Origin of the sequence: Pseudomonas sp. FG1 (genome assembly GCF_034313875.1) — a bacterium.
Taxonomy (GTDB): Bacteria; Pseudomonadota; Gammaproteobacteria; order Pseudomonadales; family Pseudomonadaceae; genus Aquipseudomonas; species Aquipseudomonas veronii.
In genome coordinates this window covers 5045568-5061972 of sequence record NZ_JAVIWP010000001.1, presented here as the reverse complement: position 1 = coordinate 5061972, position 16405 = coordinate 5045568, and the positions used below count along the sequence as shown (strand labels likewise).

The following is a 16405-nucleotide window of genomic DNA, read 5'->3' as shown; positions in this document are numbered from 1 at the left end:
GGAGTTTCCATGACTGCCATAACCATTACCGACGCCGCCCACGATTACCTGGCTGACCTGCTGTCCAAGCAGAACACCCCGGGTATCGGCATCCGCGTCTTTATCACCCAGCCTGGCACCCAGTACGCCGAGACGTGCATCGCCTACTGCAAGCCGGGCGAAGAGAAGCCGGAAGACACCGCGCTGGGGCTGAAAAGCTTCACCGCGTATATCGATGCCTTCAGCGAAGCGTTCCTCGACGACGCGGTGGTCGACTACGCCACTGACCGCATGGGCGGCCAATTGACCATCAAGGCGCCGAACGCCAAGGTGCCGAACGTCAATGCCGACAGCCCGGTCAACGAACGCATCAATTACTACCTGCAAACCGAGATCAACCCTGGGCTGGCCAGCCACGGTGGGCAGGTCAGCTTGATCGACGTGGTGGATGACGGTATCGCCGTATTGAAGTTCGGCGGCGGCTGCCAGGGCTGCGGCCAGGCGGATGTGACCCTGCGTGAAGGCATCGAGCGTACCTTGCTGGAGCGCATTCCGGAGCTCAAGGGCGTTCGTGATGTGACTGACCATACGCAGAAAGAAAACGCCTACTACTGAGTCAGGTGTTCACTGCGAGCAAAAAAAACGGCGCCCCGTGAGCGCCGTTTTTTTATGCTTAAAATTCAGCTTCTTACGCGATCTACCTAACGCTGAAAATTAAGTGTGGGAGGGAGCTTGCTCCCGATAGCGGCGGGTCAGTCGACTTATCAAGCAACAGATACACCGCTATCGGGAGCAAGCTCCCTCCCACATTTTATTTTGTGTTTGTTTAGTTAAATCAGTGTCTTATGTTTTGTTTTTGATGTTTTTGATTAGGGGCGGTACAGGTGTGCATGCCCGGCCCGATACAGCGACGACGCGCTGAAACTGTCACTGGCCAGCACCCGACCCACCACAATCAGCGCCGTGCGCCTGAAGCCTTTGGCCGCGACTTTGTCGGCAATGTCCGCCAAGGTGCCGACAGCCCAATCCTGATCCGGCCAGGTCGCGCGGTGTACCACGGCAATCGGGCAATCCGCGCCATAGTGCGGCAGCAGTTCGGCGACGATCTTCTCCAGGTGATTGACCCCCAGATGAATCGCCATGGTCGTGCCGTGGCGGGCCAGGCTGTCGAAGTCTTCACCGGCGGGCATGCGGGTTTTATCGGCGTAGCGGGTGAGAATCACGCTCTGGGCGATATCCGGCAGGGTCAGTTCAGTCTCCAGCAGCGCCGCGCAGGCGGCCACGGCGGTGACGCCGGGAATGATCTGGAACGCAATGCCCAGCTCGCGCAACTGGCGGATCTGTTCGCCAATTGCGCCGTACAGGCTTGGATCGCCGGAGTGGACCCGCGCCACATCCTGGCCCTTGGCATCGGCGGCCTTGATCAGCTCGATGATCTGTTCCAGGTGCAGTTCGGCGCTGTTGACCACCTGTTCGGCCTGATGCCCCTCCAGTACCGCCGCCGGCACCAGCGACCCTGCATAGATGATCACCGGGCAACTGCGGATCAGCCGCTGGCCTTTGACGGTGATCAATTCCGGGTCGCCGGGGCCGGCGCCGATGAAGTAGACGGTCATGGAGAAATCCTGTGAAAAAACGCGCGAGCATGAGGAACGCTCATGATCGGAAGCGGCGATTATCGCGGTTTCAGTCGACGCAGGCCAATGCCAAGGTGGCCCGGGCGGATTTTTTGCGCGGGACCAACAGGCGCGCAGGGGCGCCGCCGAGTTGTTCGGCCAGGGCCAGGGCGGCGCTTTCGGCGATGCCGTAACAACCGGTATGGGCAAAGGCGACGGCAGACCTGTGGCTCAGGCGGTCGTCATACATCGCCAGGTGCGCCGCGCTGAAGCAGTGCAGCGGCAGGTTCAGCCATTGGGCCAGGGCCAGCAAGCCCGGTTCATCCTGCTTGCGATCAAGACTGGCCAGGGCGGTGATGCGATGGCGCTCGATACCGCCCTCGGCGAGGGCGGCGTTCAGCAGGTCCAGCAGGGCTTGAAACTCGCAGCCGCGCTGGCAGCCCAGGCCGACCACGAGGGTCATGCGGTGTATCGATCGTCGCGGTTGCGGCGAAACAACCAGGCGCTGATCAGCCCCAACGCCAACCAGAACGCGATGTTGGTCAGTTGCGAGGCGATCTTGAACTGTGCTTCCAGGGCCTCAGGGGCCAGCATCGAATGCACTTCAGGTTGCGGAGCGCCAATCACATGAGGCACCACGAGGATCGCCGCGCCCAGCGCCTTGAGCAGCCAGTTGCCACCGAATACCAGCAGCGCGATACCGGCCGCGGTTGAGGCCGCCGTGCCGATCCACCAGATCTGCCGTTGTGCCAGGTCGGCAGCGGCAGTGCCCGGCAATTCCGGCGGCAGGCCCAGGGTTGGCGCCAGCACGAAGGTTGCGTAACCGGCCAGGCCCCACAGCAGGCCTTGAGCCGTGCGAGTCGGCGCGCGCAGGGTGTAGAGCCCGGCGAGCATCAAGGCGAAACCGACCGCCACCACCAGATTGCCGCCGGTGGTCGACAGCACGCGCTGCCAGCCGTCTTCCGGCTCCCAGGCTTCGGCGTCATGGGTGTGTGCAGCGGTGCCAGCGGCGTGCTCGTGTGCCACTTGTGTCGCGGCTGGGGCTTTTTCAAAGGTTTCCGCCTGCATGATCAGCGGGGCGACCCAGAAACTTTGCAGCAAGGTCAACAACAGGGCGGCCAGCAGCCCACTGAAACCTGCGGTTTGCGCAATACGCTTGATCATGTCGGCAGGTCTCAATGGCACGGGAACGCGGCGCTGTGGCGGGTATCGTGGGCGGCGTTGTGTACCGCTTCGATATGCGAGAACCCGGCGAAATACACCAGGCATGCGCCGAGGATCGACGCGCCGATGGCGGCGCCCAGGCGTTGGCTCAGGGTGGCGGTGCTGCTGGTGCTAGGCGAGGTGCTGCTGATGATCGACATGGCGCGTCCCTTCAGGGGTTCAGGGTGACACGAGCGCATGCAAAACCCGCGAGCCAGGCACGCAGGGTTCAAACAGCGCCCGCCCACCGCGGGTTTGTTAGATGATTTTTTTCGGGCCGGTCTCCGGGCTTGCGAGGGGGCTCTTGAACTGAGTCCTGAAAGCATCGCCTTCCCATGCACAAAGCACAGTGGCCGTGACGCTTCGCTCGCTTACCGTTGCGGGGGCAGCACCGGACTGGTCATATCGCTATGACGCACCGGTTTCCCGTTTCACCCTGTGAAGGGCACCCGAAACAAGGTGTGTAGGAAAGCATGCAGGGCGACGGTAGTCAAATTGACTGAGCCCCTGTAGCCTTGCACCCTCGAGGTTCTTCGGCCCAGGCCGGAGCTAAGAAGGGAACGCGGTTCAAGCCGCGGCTGCCCCCGCAACTGTGAAGGGTTTATCTGACTGCCACGCCACTGCCATCAAGGCGGGAAGGCGCAGCCAGCGCCGGTCGCAAGACCCGCAAGCCCCAAGCCAGGAGACCTGCCTCGCAACCGATTTTTCAATTCAACCGGGCGGGGTGATCCGGTGACGAAATCTGCTGCTGCGCGTCGCGCAGGGCCTATCGTCCCGTATGCCCGCCCCCAAGGGCATCCGATGAAAACACTGGCCAAACTCCCCGTCACCATCGTTACCGGCTTTCTCGGCTCGGGCAAAACCACCTTGCTGCGCCATATGCTCGATAACGCCCAGGGCCGTCGCATCGCGGTGATCGTCAACGAGTTCGGCGAGCTGGGCATCGACGGTGAAATCCTCAAGCAGTGCTCCATCGGCTGCACCGAGGAAGAAGCCAACGGCCGCGTGTATGAACTGGCCAACGGCTGCCTGTGCTGCACCGTGCAGGAAGAGTTCTTCCCGGTGATGCGCGAACTGGTTGCCCGTCGCGGCGACCTTGACCATATCCTCATCGAAACCTCCGGCCTGGCCCTGCCAAAACCTTTGGTCCAGGCGTTCCAGTGGCCGGAAATCCGCAACGCCTGCACGGTCGATGCGGTGATCACCGTGGTCGACAGCCCCGCCGTGGCGGCCGGCACCTTCGCCGCCTTCCCGGATCAGGTCGACGCCCAGCGCAAACTCGACCCGAACCTGGACCACGAATCACCGCTGCATGAACTGTTCGCCGACCAACTGGCCAGCGCCGACCTGGTGATCCTCAACAAGTGCGACCTGATCAGCCCCGACGACCTGGCCCGCGTGCGCCTGGAAGTCGCCGAAGAGTTGCCGCCGGCGGTGAAGATCATCGAAGCCAGCAGCGGTCGGGTACCGCTGGACGTGCTGATCGGCCTGGGCGCCGGCTCCGAAGAGCACATCGACGGCCGCCACAGCCATCACGATCATCATCACGAAGGCGAAGACGATCATGATCACGATGCGTTCGACTCCATTTCCATCGACTTGCCCCAGTCCGACGAAGCCCTGCTGCTCGACGCCCTGAGCCAATTGGTGGTGCAGCACGGCATCCTGCGCGTCAAAGGCTTCGCGGCGATCCCGAACAAGCCGATGCGCCTGCTGATCCAGGGCGTGGGCACGCGCTTCGACAAACACTTCGACCGCGCCTGGAGCGCCGACGAAGCGCGCATCACGCGCCTGGTGCTGATCGGCCAGGACCTCGACGCGGCGGGCCTCGAAGCGCAATTGCGCGCCGCCCTCAGCGTTTAACCCATGCACCTGCTCAGGACCCAGCCCGGCGGTTTCGTCGCGGACGACAACATTGCCGACCTTGGGCAAACCCCCGCCGAGCTGGTGATCCTGTGCAGCGGCGACTCCAGCCTGGCGCTGCTGGCCGAAGCGGCCCAGCAGTTGCCCGAGGATTACCCGAGCCTGCGCCTGGCCAACCCGATGCAGGTGCAGAACCATGCATCGGTGGACCTGTACGTCGATGAAGTGCTGCGCCACGCCAAGGTCATCCTGATTTCCCTGCACGGCGGCATCGGCTATTGGCGTTACGGCGTCGAGCGCCTGGTGGCGTTGGCCGAGCGCGGGGTCACGCTGATCCTGGTGCCGGGGGATGACCGCCCCGACCCGGAACTCAGCGGCCTCAGCACCGTGGATGCCGCAGCGCGTGACCGCCTGTGGCAGTTCCTGCGCCAGGGCGGCCTGGGTAATGCGCTGGATTTTTATCGCTGCCTGGCCAGCGCCTACCTGGGCCGCGACTATGCCTGGGCCGAGCCGCAAACCCTGGCGCGCAGCGCGATTTATCACCCGCGTAAAGCCCATGCGTGCCTCAACGACTGGCAGTTGGATTGGAATCCTGAGTGCCCGGTGGCGGCGGTGCTGTTCTACCGCTCCCATCTGCAAGCGGCCAATACCGGTTTTATCGATGTGTTCTGCCAGCGTCTGCAGGCGGCGGGCCTGAATCCGTTGCCGATGGCAGTGGCCAGTCTGAAGGAGCCCGGCTGCCTGACGGCGGTCGAGGACTGGCTGGATGAGGTCGGGGCGGCGGTGATTCTCAACACCACCGGCTTTGCCCAGTCCAGCCCCGAAGCGCCGCATTTGCGCCCGTTTCGCCGCAATATCCCGGTGATCCAGGCGATTTGCGCCCAGGACAACCAACCCGCCTGGCAGGTCAGCGAACAAGGCCTCGGCCCGCGCGACCTGGCGATGCACATCGCCTTGCCGGAACTGGACGGGCGCATCATCAGCCGACCGATCAGCTTCAAGGACCTGGCCTGGCGCAGTGAGCGCAGCCAGTCGGACGTGGTGTGCTACCGCGCAGCGCCGGAACGCATGGACTTTGTCGCTGAACTGGCGCGCCGTTGGGTCGAACTGGCGCGGGTGCCGAATGCCGACAAGCGCATCGCCCTGATCCTGGCCAACTACCCGACGCGCGACGGCCGCATCGGCAACGGCGTCGGCCTGGACACGCCGGCGGCGGCGCTGAATATCCTGCGGGCCTTGCAGGCCGAGGGTTATCCGCTGCCCGAAATCCTGCCGGAAAGCGGCACCGCGCTGATCCACGAACTGCTCGGTGGCGTCACCAACGACCTGGACAACCTCGACCTGCGCCCGTGCCACCAAAGCCTGGGCCTGGACGACTACGAGGCGATGTTCAAGCGCCTGCCCGAAGCCAACCGCCAGGCGGTGCTGGAACGCTGGGGCACGCCGCACAACGACCCGATGTGCCGCGACGGCCGCCTGATGATCGCCGGCCTGCGCCTGGGCTTGACGTTTATCGGCATCCAGCCGGCCCGCGGTTATCAGTTGGACGCCAGCGCGGTGTACCACGACCCGGACCTGGTGCCGCCTCACGCTTACCTGGCGTTCTATTTCTGGTTGCGCCACACCTACGGCGCTCACGGCGTGATCCACGTCGGCAAGCACGGCAACCTGGAATGGCTGCCGGGCAAGGGCGTAGGGCTGTCGGAAAATTGCTGGCCCGACGCGCTGCTCGGGCCGCTGCCGAATATCTACCCGTTTATCGTCAACGACCCGGGCGAGGGCGCCCAGGCCAAGCGGCGCACCCAGGCGGTGATCATCGATCACTTGATGCCGCCGCTGACCCGTGCCGAAACCTACGGGCCGCTGCGCGACCTGGAGCTGTTGGCGGACGAATACTACGAAGCGCAATTGCTCGACCCGCGCCGCGCCCGCGAGCTGCAAAAGGACATCCTCAAGCTGGTGCGCGAAACCTGTATCGACCAGGAGCTTGAGCTGGACAGCGAGGCCGACGCGGCGATCTGGCTGCCGCGCCTGGATACCTACCTGTGTGACCTGAAGGAATCGCAGATCCGCGACGGCTTGCATATCTTCGGCGAGTCGCCCCAGGGCCGCTTGCGTATCGACACCTTGCTCGCGTTGCTGCGTATCCCGCGTGGCGACGGCCGAGGCGCGCAATCGAGCCTGTTACGGGTATTGGCCAAGGCCTTCGAGCTGGGTTTCGACCCGCTGGACTGCGCCCTCGCCGAACCCTGGACCGGACGCTGCCCGGAGGTGTTGCAAACCATCGATCCACAGCGGTGGCGCACCGCCGGTGATACCCGCGAGCGCCTGGAGCTGTACGCTGCACGGTTGATCGAACAGGCGCTGGCGGGGCCGCTGGAACAGCTGGAAGAGCCCGGTTGGGAGGACGTCAAATCCGTCATCGAAAGCCTGCGCAGTGTCGTGGCGCCACGCCTGGATGGGTGCGGCCCGGCGGAAATGCGCGGCCTGCTCGATGCCCTGGGCGGCCGCTTCGTGCCGGCGGGCCCAAGCGGCGCGCCGAGCCGGGGGCGTCTGGATGTGCTGCCCACCGGGCGCAATTTTTTCAGCGTCGACGTGCGCAACCTGCCAACCACCACTGCCTGGCGCATCGGTTTCCAGTCGGCCAACCTGATTCTCGAGCGGCACCTGCAAGACCACGGCGACCACCTGCGCCAGCTCGGCCTGTCGGTGTGGGGCACCGCGACCATGCGTACCGGCGGCGACGATATCGCCCAGGCCATGGCCCTGATGGGGGTACGCCCGGTGTGGGCCACGGGCAGCCAGCGGGTGGACGACTTCGAAATCCTGCCGATCAGCCTGCTGGACCGCCCGCGTGTCGACGTGACTTTGCGCGTGTCCGGGTTCTTCCGGGATGCCTTCGCCAACCTGATCCGCCTGTTCGATGCGGCGGTACAAGCGGTGGCGGCGCTGGACGAGCCTGACGATATGAACCCGCTGGCCGCCAAGGTCCGTTGCGAGCGCCAGGCGTTGCTTGAGTCCGGCCTGGACGAGGCCGCGGCGGCGAAACAGGCGGGCTGGCGTATTTTCGGGGCCAAGCCGGGTGCCTATGGCGCGGGCGTGCAGGGCGCGATCGACGGTCGCTTGTGGCAAAGCCGCGAGGACTTGGCCGAGGTCTACCTGAACTGGGGTGGCTACGCCTATGGTGGCGCCGACGAGGGCACCGCCGCCCGCGGGCAATTCGCCCAACGCCTGAGCCAGGTGCAGGCGGTGCTGCAAAACCAGGACAATCGCGAGCACGACCTGCTCGATTCCAACGATTACTACCAATTCCAGGGCGGCATGCTCGCCGCCGTGGAAACCCTGAGCGGCGACAAGGCCGCCAGCTACCATGGCGACCACAGCCAGCCGGACGTGCCGAAGATCCGCACCTTGAAGGAAGAGCTGAACCGGGTGATCCGTGCCCGCGCCGCCAACCCCAAGTGGATCGAAGGCGTGAAGCGTCATGGCTATAAAGGTGCGTTCGAGATGGCGGCGACCGTGGACAATCTGTTCGCCTTCGACGCCACCACCGCGCTGATCGACGATCACCAATACGCCTTGCTCGCCGACGCCTACCTGCTCGACCCCGACACCCGCGCCTTTGTGCAACAGCACAACCCTGATGCCCTGCGGGACATGACCGAGCGCCTGCTCGAAGCCCAGCAGCGTGGCATGTGGCAAGCGCCGGGGGCGTATCGCGAGGCGTTGGAAAACCTGTTGCTGGATATAGAAGAAGACAGCTGATGACTGATATTCCCCATTTCCCGCTGTCGGCCGTGGTCGGTGCCGACGACCTGAAACTCGCGCTGTGCCTGACCGCCATCGACCCGAAGATCGGCGGCGTGCTGATCGAAGGCCCGCGCGGCATGGCCAAGTCCACCCTGGCACGTGGCTTGGCGGACCTGTTGGCCAGCGGTCAATTCGTCACCTTGCCGTTGGGCGCCACCGAGGAGCGCCTGGTCGGCACCCTGGACCTGGATGCGGCATTGGGCGAAGGCCGCGCGCAGTTTTCACCCGGCGTGCTGGCCAAGGCGGATGGTGGGGTGTTGTATGTCGACGAGGTCAACTTACTGCCCGATCATTTGGTGGACCTGCTGCTGGACGTGGCCGCCAGCGGCACCAACCTGATCGAGCGCGACGGCATCTCCCACCGGCATGCGGCGCGTTTTGTGCTGATCGGCACGATGAACCCGGAGGAGGGTGAGTTGCGTCCGCAGTTGCTCGACCGCTTCGGCTTCAATGTGGCCTTGAGCGGGCAAACCGTGCCGGCCGAGCGTGGGCAGATCATCCGCCGGCGCCTCGACTTCGACAGCGACCCCGTGGCCTTCTGCGCGTTGTGGGCCGAATCGCAGGCCGCCCTGCGCGAGCGTTGCACCCGGGCGCGCGCCTGTCTCGAGGCCATTGCATTGGATGACGAGGCGCTGGCACAGATCACCCAACGCTGCTTTGCCGCGGGCGTGGATGGTTTGCGCGCCGACCTTGTCTGGTTGCGTGGCGCAAGAGCGCATGCAGCCTGGCGCGGCGCGACCGCCATCGCCGAGGAAGATATCGAAGCCGTGGCCGAGTTTGCCTTGCGCCATCGTCGCCAGGCGCAGTCCCCGCCGCCCAGCCCGCCCAACCATGAGGGCCAGGCGCCTCAAGCGTCCGACACTTCACCCGGCCAAGGCCAGTGGGGCGATATGCCCGCACCGGCCTTGCCCACGGGCGCTCGCCGAGACGTGCCCGCCTGGCCAAAAAAGCCTTAGGCATCTGCCCCCGACCTGACGCGGGGGCGGATGCCCGGCCCAAGGCGGGGCGACTGGATAAAGGCAGGCACGGCAAGTCGCGCGACGCGCAGCAGGGCTCTATCAATTGGCCGGGCACCTTGCTCGGCGGGCGGCCGCAGTCTCGTGAGGACCTGCGTTTCCACCTGCGCAGCCGCTCGGCCCAGGAGTTATGGTTGGTGATTGTCGACGCGTCGGCGTCGACGCGGCGGCATCGTGCATTGACCGATGCCAAAGGGTTATTGGCGCAACTGTTGGATGACGCCTACCGCCAGCGGGCGCGCATGGCATTGCTGACGGCGAGCGGGCAGTCGCCGAAGTGGCAGGTGCAGGGCCTGAAAGCCGCGAAAAGCCTGGCTGGCTGGCTGGATCAGCTCGGCGCGGGTGGCGGTACGCCACTGTTGGCCGCGCTGGGCGAGGCGACGCAATGGCTGGCGGCACGCAGAACGCGCTACCCCGCCGAACAGCAGCGGTTGCTGGTGGTGACTGACGGGCGGCTCAAGGAGATTGCCGCGTTGCCATCGCTGGAGTGCCCGGGGTTGCTGGTCGATATCGAGCGCGGGCCGATTCGGTTGGGGAGGGCGCGAGAACTGGCTCAGCGCCTGTGCTTGGATTATCGACATATCGATAGTTTTTAGGCTCTAAAACCAGATCGGGAAGTGTCGCTCTTGTAAAGTCGAATCTTCCGACATTAATCACCGATAACAAATCTTTACTCTCTGGGCTTTCGCGTCCAGGAGTAAAGGGAATGACTTCCAGCGTACTGCCGAGGGTTCTTTTCGATCATGGCCGGCACACCTTGAGTGTGCGCAACATCGAAGCCCGTCTCGACGTGTTGGCCTTTGACGGCCACGAACACCTGAGCCAGCCCTTCACCTATCGCGTGGAATTCACCAGCACCGAACGTGACCTCGCCGCCGAAACCCTGCTTGGCCAGGACGCCCGTTTCAGCCTGCACGCCGCCCCGCAAAAACCACCGGCCTCAGGCTTCAGCGCACCCGCGGTCAAACCGCTGCGCACCTTGCACGGTGTGGTCACCGGCTTCAAGCGTCAGTCCGGCTCGAACGACCAGGCCCGTTATGAAATCACTCTGCAGCCGCGCCTGGCCCTGCTCGGCCAAGGTAGACAATTTCGCGTCTACCAGCATCAATCCGTGCCGCAGATCGTCGAAAGCATCCTGCGCAGCCGCCACGACTTTGAAGGCCAGGATTTTCTGTTCAGCCTGAAACGCGACTACCCCAGGCGCGAGCAGGTCATGCAATATGGCGAGAGCGACCTGGCCTTCATCGACCGTCTGCTCGCCGACGTCGGCATCTGGTACCGCTTCACCAGCGACGAACGCCTGGGTATCGATGTGGTCGAGTTCTGCGACGATCAGCGCCTCTACCAGTTCGACATCGCGCTGCCGTATCGCCCGCAATCCGGGTTGGGCAGCAGCGGGCAGGACGCGGTGTGGCACCTGCAATCGAACCACCGGGTGGTCGAACAACAGGTGCATATCCGCACCTACCACCCCCGCGACGCCGGCGCCCACCTGAGCGGCGAGATCGACCAGAGCCGCGGCGCCAGCGGCACCTACGGCGAGGCCTACCACTACGCCGAGCCCTACACGACCCTCGGCGACCGGCTGGATCAGGACGAAGACCTGCTCAGTGAAAGCGGCTACTTCTACGCACGCCTGCGCCACGAGCATTACCTCAACGCCCAGACCCAACTCAGCGGCATCACCAGCAGCGCCACGTTAGCGCCGGGGCAGGTGCTGCACATCACCGGCGGCGCGCCCGAAGCCTTCACACCGGGCGCGGTGATCACCGGCCTGACCACCACCGCCGCTCGCGACAGCAGCTTGGTCGCCACCTTCCAGGCCATACCCTATTCAGACACCGTGTGCTTTCGCCCCGCACTGCAGCCCAAACCCCAAATCGCCGGCACCGTCCCGGCCCGCGTCACCAGCCCACAGGCCAACGACCCCTACGGCCACATCGACCTCGAAGGGCGCTACAAGGTCAACTTCCTGTTCGACCGCGACACCTGGAAACCCGGCGAAGAAAGCCTATGGCTACGCCTGGCCCGACCCTACGCCGGAGATACCCACGGCCTGCACCTGCCGTTGATCGCAGGGACCGAAGTGGCGATTGCGTTCGAGCAGGGCGACCCGGACCGGCCCTACATCGCGCACGCGTTGCACGATAGCCAGCATGTCGATCATGTGACCTTGCGTAACTACAAACGCAACGTGCTGCGTACCCCGGCGAACAACAAGCTGCGGATGGATGACACGCGGGGGCGGGAGCACGTCAAGGTCAGTACTGAGTATGGAGGTAAGAGCCAGCTGAACCTGGGGCATTTGGTGGATGCCGCGAAACAAAAGCGTGGGGAAGGGTTTGAGTTGCGCACGGATAGTTGGGGCGCGATTCGTGGGGGGAAAGGTTTGTTTATCAGTGCGGATGACCAAGGCCAGGCTCGGGGTGAACAACTCGACATGGTGGCTGCCATTGAGCAACTGAAAAGTGCGCTATCGCTGGCGCGCTCTCTGGCGCAGGCAGCTCGTAGTGCTGGAGTGCAGCCTAGCGATATTGAGAGCCAACTGGATTTGGTTCAGTCACTCATAGGGCTGGCGCAATCGGGATTACTGCTGCATGCCCCGGCGGGTATCGGCGTAATGAGTCCTAAAGCCGTGTGTCTGTCTTCCGGAGGAGAGAGCGTGGGTATCATCGCCGCGCACAACGCCGACATCAGCGCCGGACACGATATCACCGCAGCCGCCGAGGGTGGCGTCAGCGTGCTTGCGCAAAGTGCTGACCTGCAATTCAAGGCGGCCCAAGGCAAAGTTGAACTGCACGCTCAAGGCAGTTACCTCCATGCTTTGGCAAAGACCGACGTTAAGATCGAAAGCCTGGAAGGTCGTATAGAAATCAACGCCCCGCAAGAACTGGTGCTCAACTGTGGCGGTGCCTATATCCGTTTAAAGGGCGGTGATATAGAGCTAGGGGCGCCAGGCAATATTTATCTAAAAGCTAACCATGTGCAAAAGTTTGGCAGCGCCAGCCTCAATACACCGGCGTCACTGTTGCCAGCGGGTTACTCCGGCGGCTATACCTTGAAAGACGACACGGAGACACCACTGCCATTTAGTCGCTACCGGATAACCACCCAACAAGGTGAGGTATTCAATGGAGTGACGGATAAGCATGGGCAGACGATGAGCGTTCATACCTTATTGCCCGGAGACCTGAAAATTGAATTACCAGAATCAGTAACACGCTATGACGAACAGCTTCGCTTGATCGGGCCTGATGGCGAGCTTGTAAGTAACTTTAAATATTCGGTCACTCTGGCAGATGGACATGTATTTGAGGGGGTGACAGGTGCGCAGGGTTTTACCCAGCGCTTCGAAACTCAGGAGCCGACACGGATCACGCAAATAGAACTTTTTCTTACGGAGGATTTCGGGGCTTTCTGCTGCGCTGCGGAAAGCATTAAAACCCCAATGGTCATTGATCTTACGTCAAGTGATGTATCAACTAACGAGGTAGCAATAGGTAGCTCGGTAAAGGAGGTTTCTCTACCTAGAGGCAAGAAGCGCTCTTTGACGCTTGGGGAAATTGCCATGGCAGGAACAATCTTTAAGGATGCTATTGATTACACAAAAGTTGAGGTGCATCACGCTGGGTGGTGGGGGTTCCTGGGGCGGCAGAATACGGCTGCAACTCCTAACGGTAATATGTATTACCCTTCAAGTACTGGGTACTATAGGCATGATTTTTCCGCTACTGATGATGATCGAGATAAAGCGCTATTTATACATGAGATGACCCATGTATGGCAGTACCAGTTGGGTTATCCGGTAAAGCGAATGGGGTTGGTGGTTACAAGTCGTGGCGCACCTGCTTATCGCTATGCTCTGACAGAACAGAGCGTTTTGTCGGACTACAACATGGAGCAGCAAGGTGAAATCATCTCGGATTACTATTTGATTTGTGTGGTGGGTAATCCGCACGGTGTGTGGAATGAGCGCAACTTCACCAAAAGTCCAGCGCTTCTTGCGTCGACACTCGAGTCGTTTCTTAAAAAGCCAGCCGACAAAAAACATCTTCCAAGTTGAAAAGGAGGGTCGTATGAAATTTGCACTGTTTTTAACGCTCAGCTTGCCATGGTTAGTAGTCGAAAGTGTTTACGCTGCATCATATGGCCGCAGAGAGGCTGGGGATGTGGTTTCGGTTAATGGTAAACCGGCTATTTGCGTGCCTAGCAATGCTAAGGGCGTCTTTGCAGTGAGCCGCGTATCATTAACAGAAAGCTATACACGAAACCCTCCTACTTGGGGGGCGTCCCTTTTGCCGGGATTTAAACCATTGGAGCTGAGTCCAGGTGCCTGTATCGTTTTAGGCACCGTGCCTGAGGGGTACGAGTACGACAACTACAAAATCAAAGCCCGCCCTCTGCTGCTTGAAGTTAATCAAACTTATATATTCAGTCTGCGTAATGCATATCGCTCTACTGATAGTTACGACGCCGTCTTCTGTGTCAATAAAACTGCGACCGGAGTCATGGAATATCTTCAGTACACCCGGCTGGCCGATGGAAGCCAGATCATTCCTTCGTGCGGTGGCAACCGTAACACTGATCCATCGAGTCAGGATGGCACAGGAGATGTTGATAAATGAATGATTCCCTGCACCGCACGGATACGCTCAATTCGCGCAAGGAGTTTACTGGCGGTAAACAGAAACAGCATTGGATTGAATTCCAGTTGGTGGACGAGCAGGGGGCCCCCCTGGCGAATATGCCTTATCAGGCGATCAACGACGCCATCCGACAGAGGTGCTTCCCCGAATGCTCCGGGCTCAGCGATGCTCAGGGCGTGATTCGTATCGAGGGGCTGCACCCCATCCCCATCACCCTGAAGGTGCAGGCCGATCCTTTTGCCGAGTTGCTGCAAACCCGTCGCTTGCGTGCCCTGCGTGCCGAACCGCATCGGCCTGTAATCGGCAACTGCACCCCATTGTATGGCCCGCAGCGTTCGGGTTTCTCGCCCGTCGAGAAGCAGGCACTCGCGGCAGGTCACCGCTACCACTACCTGCGTATCGGTCAGTTATGCGACCGATTACCGACCCTTGATCCGCCTTTGGAGGACCCGAAGCGGCCTCCGGCCTTTCACTTCCCGGACACAGCATTCAGCGGTTTCACCGTTGAGTACGAAGCGCTGAATCACCGCCACGTGTTGGAAGTTTGCCCCTTCCGCGCCTGGTCGTTGGTGCTGCATCACCAACCCGAATACAGCATGGCCAATGCCTATAACCTTGGGCTGATGGCTAACCTGTCCTACAGCATTGTCGCCCAGAACATCTTGAAGCAACGACCGGGCACCGATCCCAGTACCGTCTCAGGCTCGGTGGAGGAGTTCTTTTTACGTCAGTGCCTGGACCTGTCGCGCACGCCGGTGATGATTGACTCTGGAGGGACGCGTCTGCCAGCACTGGTGGTAGACGTCCCCTTCAACCAACGCTACACCACGGCGGTTATGCTGGATTCGCTGGAGGCCAAGCGACCGTCGGGTGCCTCCGATATTCCGCGGCTCATCATCGAAAACACCCAGTTGTTCTATTGCATCAACCAGACACAAGTGGTTGTGGCCTGGCGCGGGACACAGGAACCCAAGGACTGGCTGACGGATGTGCTGTACCGCCCGATGCCGGCCGATGGCAGCGGCTGTGACTTGAAGTCTGCGTGTACGCCTTTGACTGATGTCGGCAGTGTGCATTATGGGTTTTTGCATGCGTTTGAGGTGGCTAAGAGGTTGTTTCCTAAGCGCTTTGATGACATTCAAAAAGCGGTAGTTGAACAAAAGTTATTTATTTGCGGCCATAGCTTGGGTGGTGCCCTGGCTCTAATCCACTCTGCCGAGCTTATAGATCGCAGCCCTCTACTCTATACCTATGGTATGCCTCGCACCTTTACGGCCAAGGCACTGGAGCGCCTGAAAACGGTGACCCACTTTCGCCATGTCAACGACGCCGACACCATCACCAGCGTGCCACCCGAGGCGGAATTGGATAACTGGCTTTACGATGCCCTGGGGCCGCTGGGCCACGACCTGGGCTACATATGGTCCGTGGGTGAACTGGTGGCCGGCAAACTGGTGCGCTTTGGCGACCCCTACTGGCATCACGGCCAAATCGCCATGTTCTACCGTGCCGACCAGCATGTGGAGTCACGGGCCTCAAATAACCCCGCCGAGCGGAGTAGAGAAGGCCTGGGCGCGCCTTACCACACCACCATTCTTAAGCGTTTGCCACACCGAACCCGCCTCTATCTGGTGCCCAGTCTGAACGATGAGTTCAGCCGCTTCGCCCGTGAAGAGCAGAAGACCCTCATTCGCTCGATGAGCCGGGAAAGTCTGACTCGGTTCTTTCCGTCACACACCAATCCTGAACGCAGCACTCTCCGCAGTAACCCGATGGATCACTCGATGGTCGCTGCCTACTTACCCTTCTTGCACAACCAGTTGCTGGAGTTGAGCGATCCCGACCGGCCACTGGAGCGCAAGGCGCAACGGGCGAAGTTCGAGACGCAGATGCATGGGGTGGGCGTCCCCGAAGCGGAAAAACACCGCAACGAGCAGTTCCTTGCCTTGCAGAAGTTGTTACCCATGGCCTTGCGCATGACTCAAGACCTGGAAGGCGGTCCTGAAGCCCTGCAGCGCTTCTGCCGCGAGCGCGAATTTGGCGTGATGATCGAGATCACCCAGGCCTGAATCTACGCATCCGGGGTGCAACAGCCCACCCAACACACTAGCCATAAGGGAAGACATAAAACCATGAACATTCTGATCCACCCTGCGCAGGGGCCAGTGCAACACGTGAACTATCACGTAGTCGAGGAAATTGGGAGGGGCAGCCAACCCATTCCCTCCCGTTACCCAGATGCGAGAACCGTCGAGTTTCCCGACGCACTGCC

The 16405-nt window shown here is 61.8% G+C and carries 12 protein-coding genes and 2 riboswitches; of the genes, 8 read left to right on the top strand and 4 right to left on the bottom strand.

Annotated elements, in window-relative coordinates:
* Positions 1-9 precede the first annotated feature (9 nt).
* Positions 10-594, top strand: coding sequence for a Fe-S biogenesis protein NfuA (gene nfuA / locus RGV59_RS23050; protein ID WP_003190728.1), 585 nt, complete (start codon positions 10-12; stop codon positions 592-594).
* A gap of 254 nt (positions 595-848) precedes the next feature.
* Here nfuA and cobM read toward each other — a convergent pair whose 3' ends face one another.
* From cobM to RGV59_RS23030, 4 genes are all read right to left on the bottom strand, one after another.
* Positions 849-1595: a precorrin-4 C(11)-methyltransferase gene (cobM, locus tag RGV59_RS23045; RefSeq protein ID WP_126586689.1), complete on the bottom strand. Its 747-nt coding sequence runs from the start codon at positions 1593-1595 to the stop codon at positions 849-851.
* A gap of 70 nt (positions 1596-1665) precedes the next feature.
* Positions 1666-2058 (bottom strand): cobalamin biosynthesis protein, encoded by a 393-nt coding sequence (locus tag RGV59_RS23040; RefSeq protein ID WP_046484972.1) that lies wholly within the window; start codon positions 2056-2058, stop codon positions 1666-1668.
* Positions 2055-2759: a CbtA family protein gene (locus tag RGV59_RS23035; protein WP_017846598.1), complete on the bottom strand. Its 705-nt coding sequence runs from the start codon at positions 2757-2759 to the stop codon at positions 2055-2057. The genes RGV59_RS23040 and RGV59_RS23035 overlap by 4 nt, the downstream gene beginning before the upstream one ends.
* Before the next feature lie 11 nt (positions 2760-2770).
* A complete protein-coding gene (locus RGV59_RS23030) occupies positions 2771-2959 on the bottom strand; it encodes a CbtB domain-containing protein (protein WP_017846597.1) in 189 nt (62 codons plus the stop codon).
* A 96-nt stretch (positions 2960-3055) separates the two neighbouring features.
* Positions 3056-3266: riboswitch (cobalamin riboswitch) on the bottom strand.
* Positions 3267-3307: 41 nt separating this feature from the next.
* Positions 3308-3508: riboswitch (cobalamin riboswitch) on the top strand.
* A 91-nt stretch (positions 3509-3599) separates the two neighbouring features.
* Here RGV59_RS23030 and cobW point away from each other — a divergent pair.
* The 7 genes from cobW to RGV59_RS22995 all read left to right on the top strand — a co-directional run bounded on the left by cobW (position 3600) and on the right by RGV59_RS22995 (position 16202).
* A complete protein-coding gene (cobW, locus tag RGV59_RS23025; protein ID WP_017846596.1) occupies positions 3600-4661 on the top strand; it encodes a cobalamin biosynthesis protein CobW in 1062 nt (353 codons plus the stop codon).
* Between the two features lie 3 nt (positions 4662-4664).
* On the top strand, positions 4665-8426 hold the full coding sequence (gene cobN / locus RGV59_RS23020; protein WP_322247058.1) for a cobaltochelatase subunit CobN: 3762 nt from the start codon (positions 4665-4667) through the stop codon (positions 8424-8426).
* Positions 8426-9427 (top strand): ATP-binding protein, encoded by a 1002-nt coding sequence (locus RGV59_RS23015; RefSeq protein ID WP_126586685.1) that lies wholly within the window; start codon positions 8426-8428, stop codon positions 9425-9427. The genes cobN and RGV59_RS23015 overlap by 1 nt, the downstream gene beginning before the upstream one ends.
* A 53-nt stretch (positions 9428-9480) precedes the next feature.
* Positions 9481-10083 carry a vWA domain-containing protein gene (locus tag RGV59_RS23010; protein ID WP_102618975.1) on the top strand — a complete coding sequence of 201 codons (603 nt, stop codon included), beginning with the start codon at positions 9481-9483 and terminating at the stop codon, positions 10081-10083.
* Positions 10084-10193: 110 nt separating this feature from the next.
* On the top strand, positions 10194-13550 hold the full coding sequence (locus RGV59_RS23005) for a type VI secretion system Vgr family protein (RefSeq protein ID WP_416152041.1): 3357 nt from the start codon (positions 10194-10196) through the stop codon (positions 13548-13550).
* 13 nt (positions 13551-13563) lie between these two features.
* Complete coding sequence (locus RGV59_RS23000) at positions 13564-14112, top strand: hypothetical protein (protein WP_126587381.1); 549 nt, start codon at positions 13564-13566, stop codon at positions 14110-14112.
* The gene (locus RGV59_RS22995; RefSeq protein ID WP_102618979.1) at positions 14109-16202 is read left to right on the top strand and encodes a lipase family protein; all 2094 of its coding nucleotides are present in this window, start codon (positions 14109-14111) and stop codon (positions 16200-16202) included. The genes RGV59_RS23000 and RGV59_RS22995 overlap by 4 nt, the downstream gene beginning before the upstream one ends.
* The last annotated feature ends 203 nt before the right edge of the window (positions 16203-16405 follow it).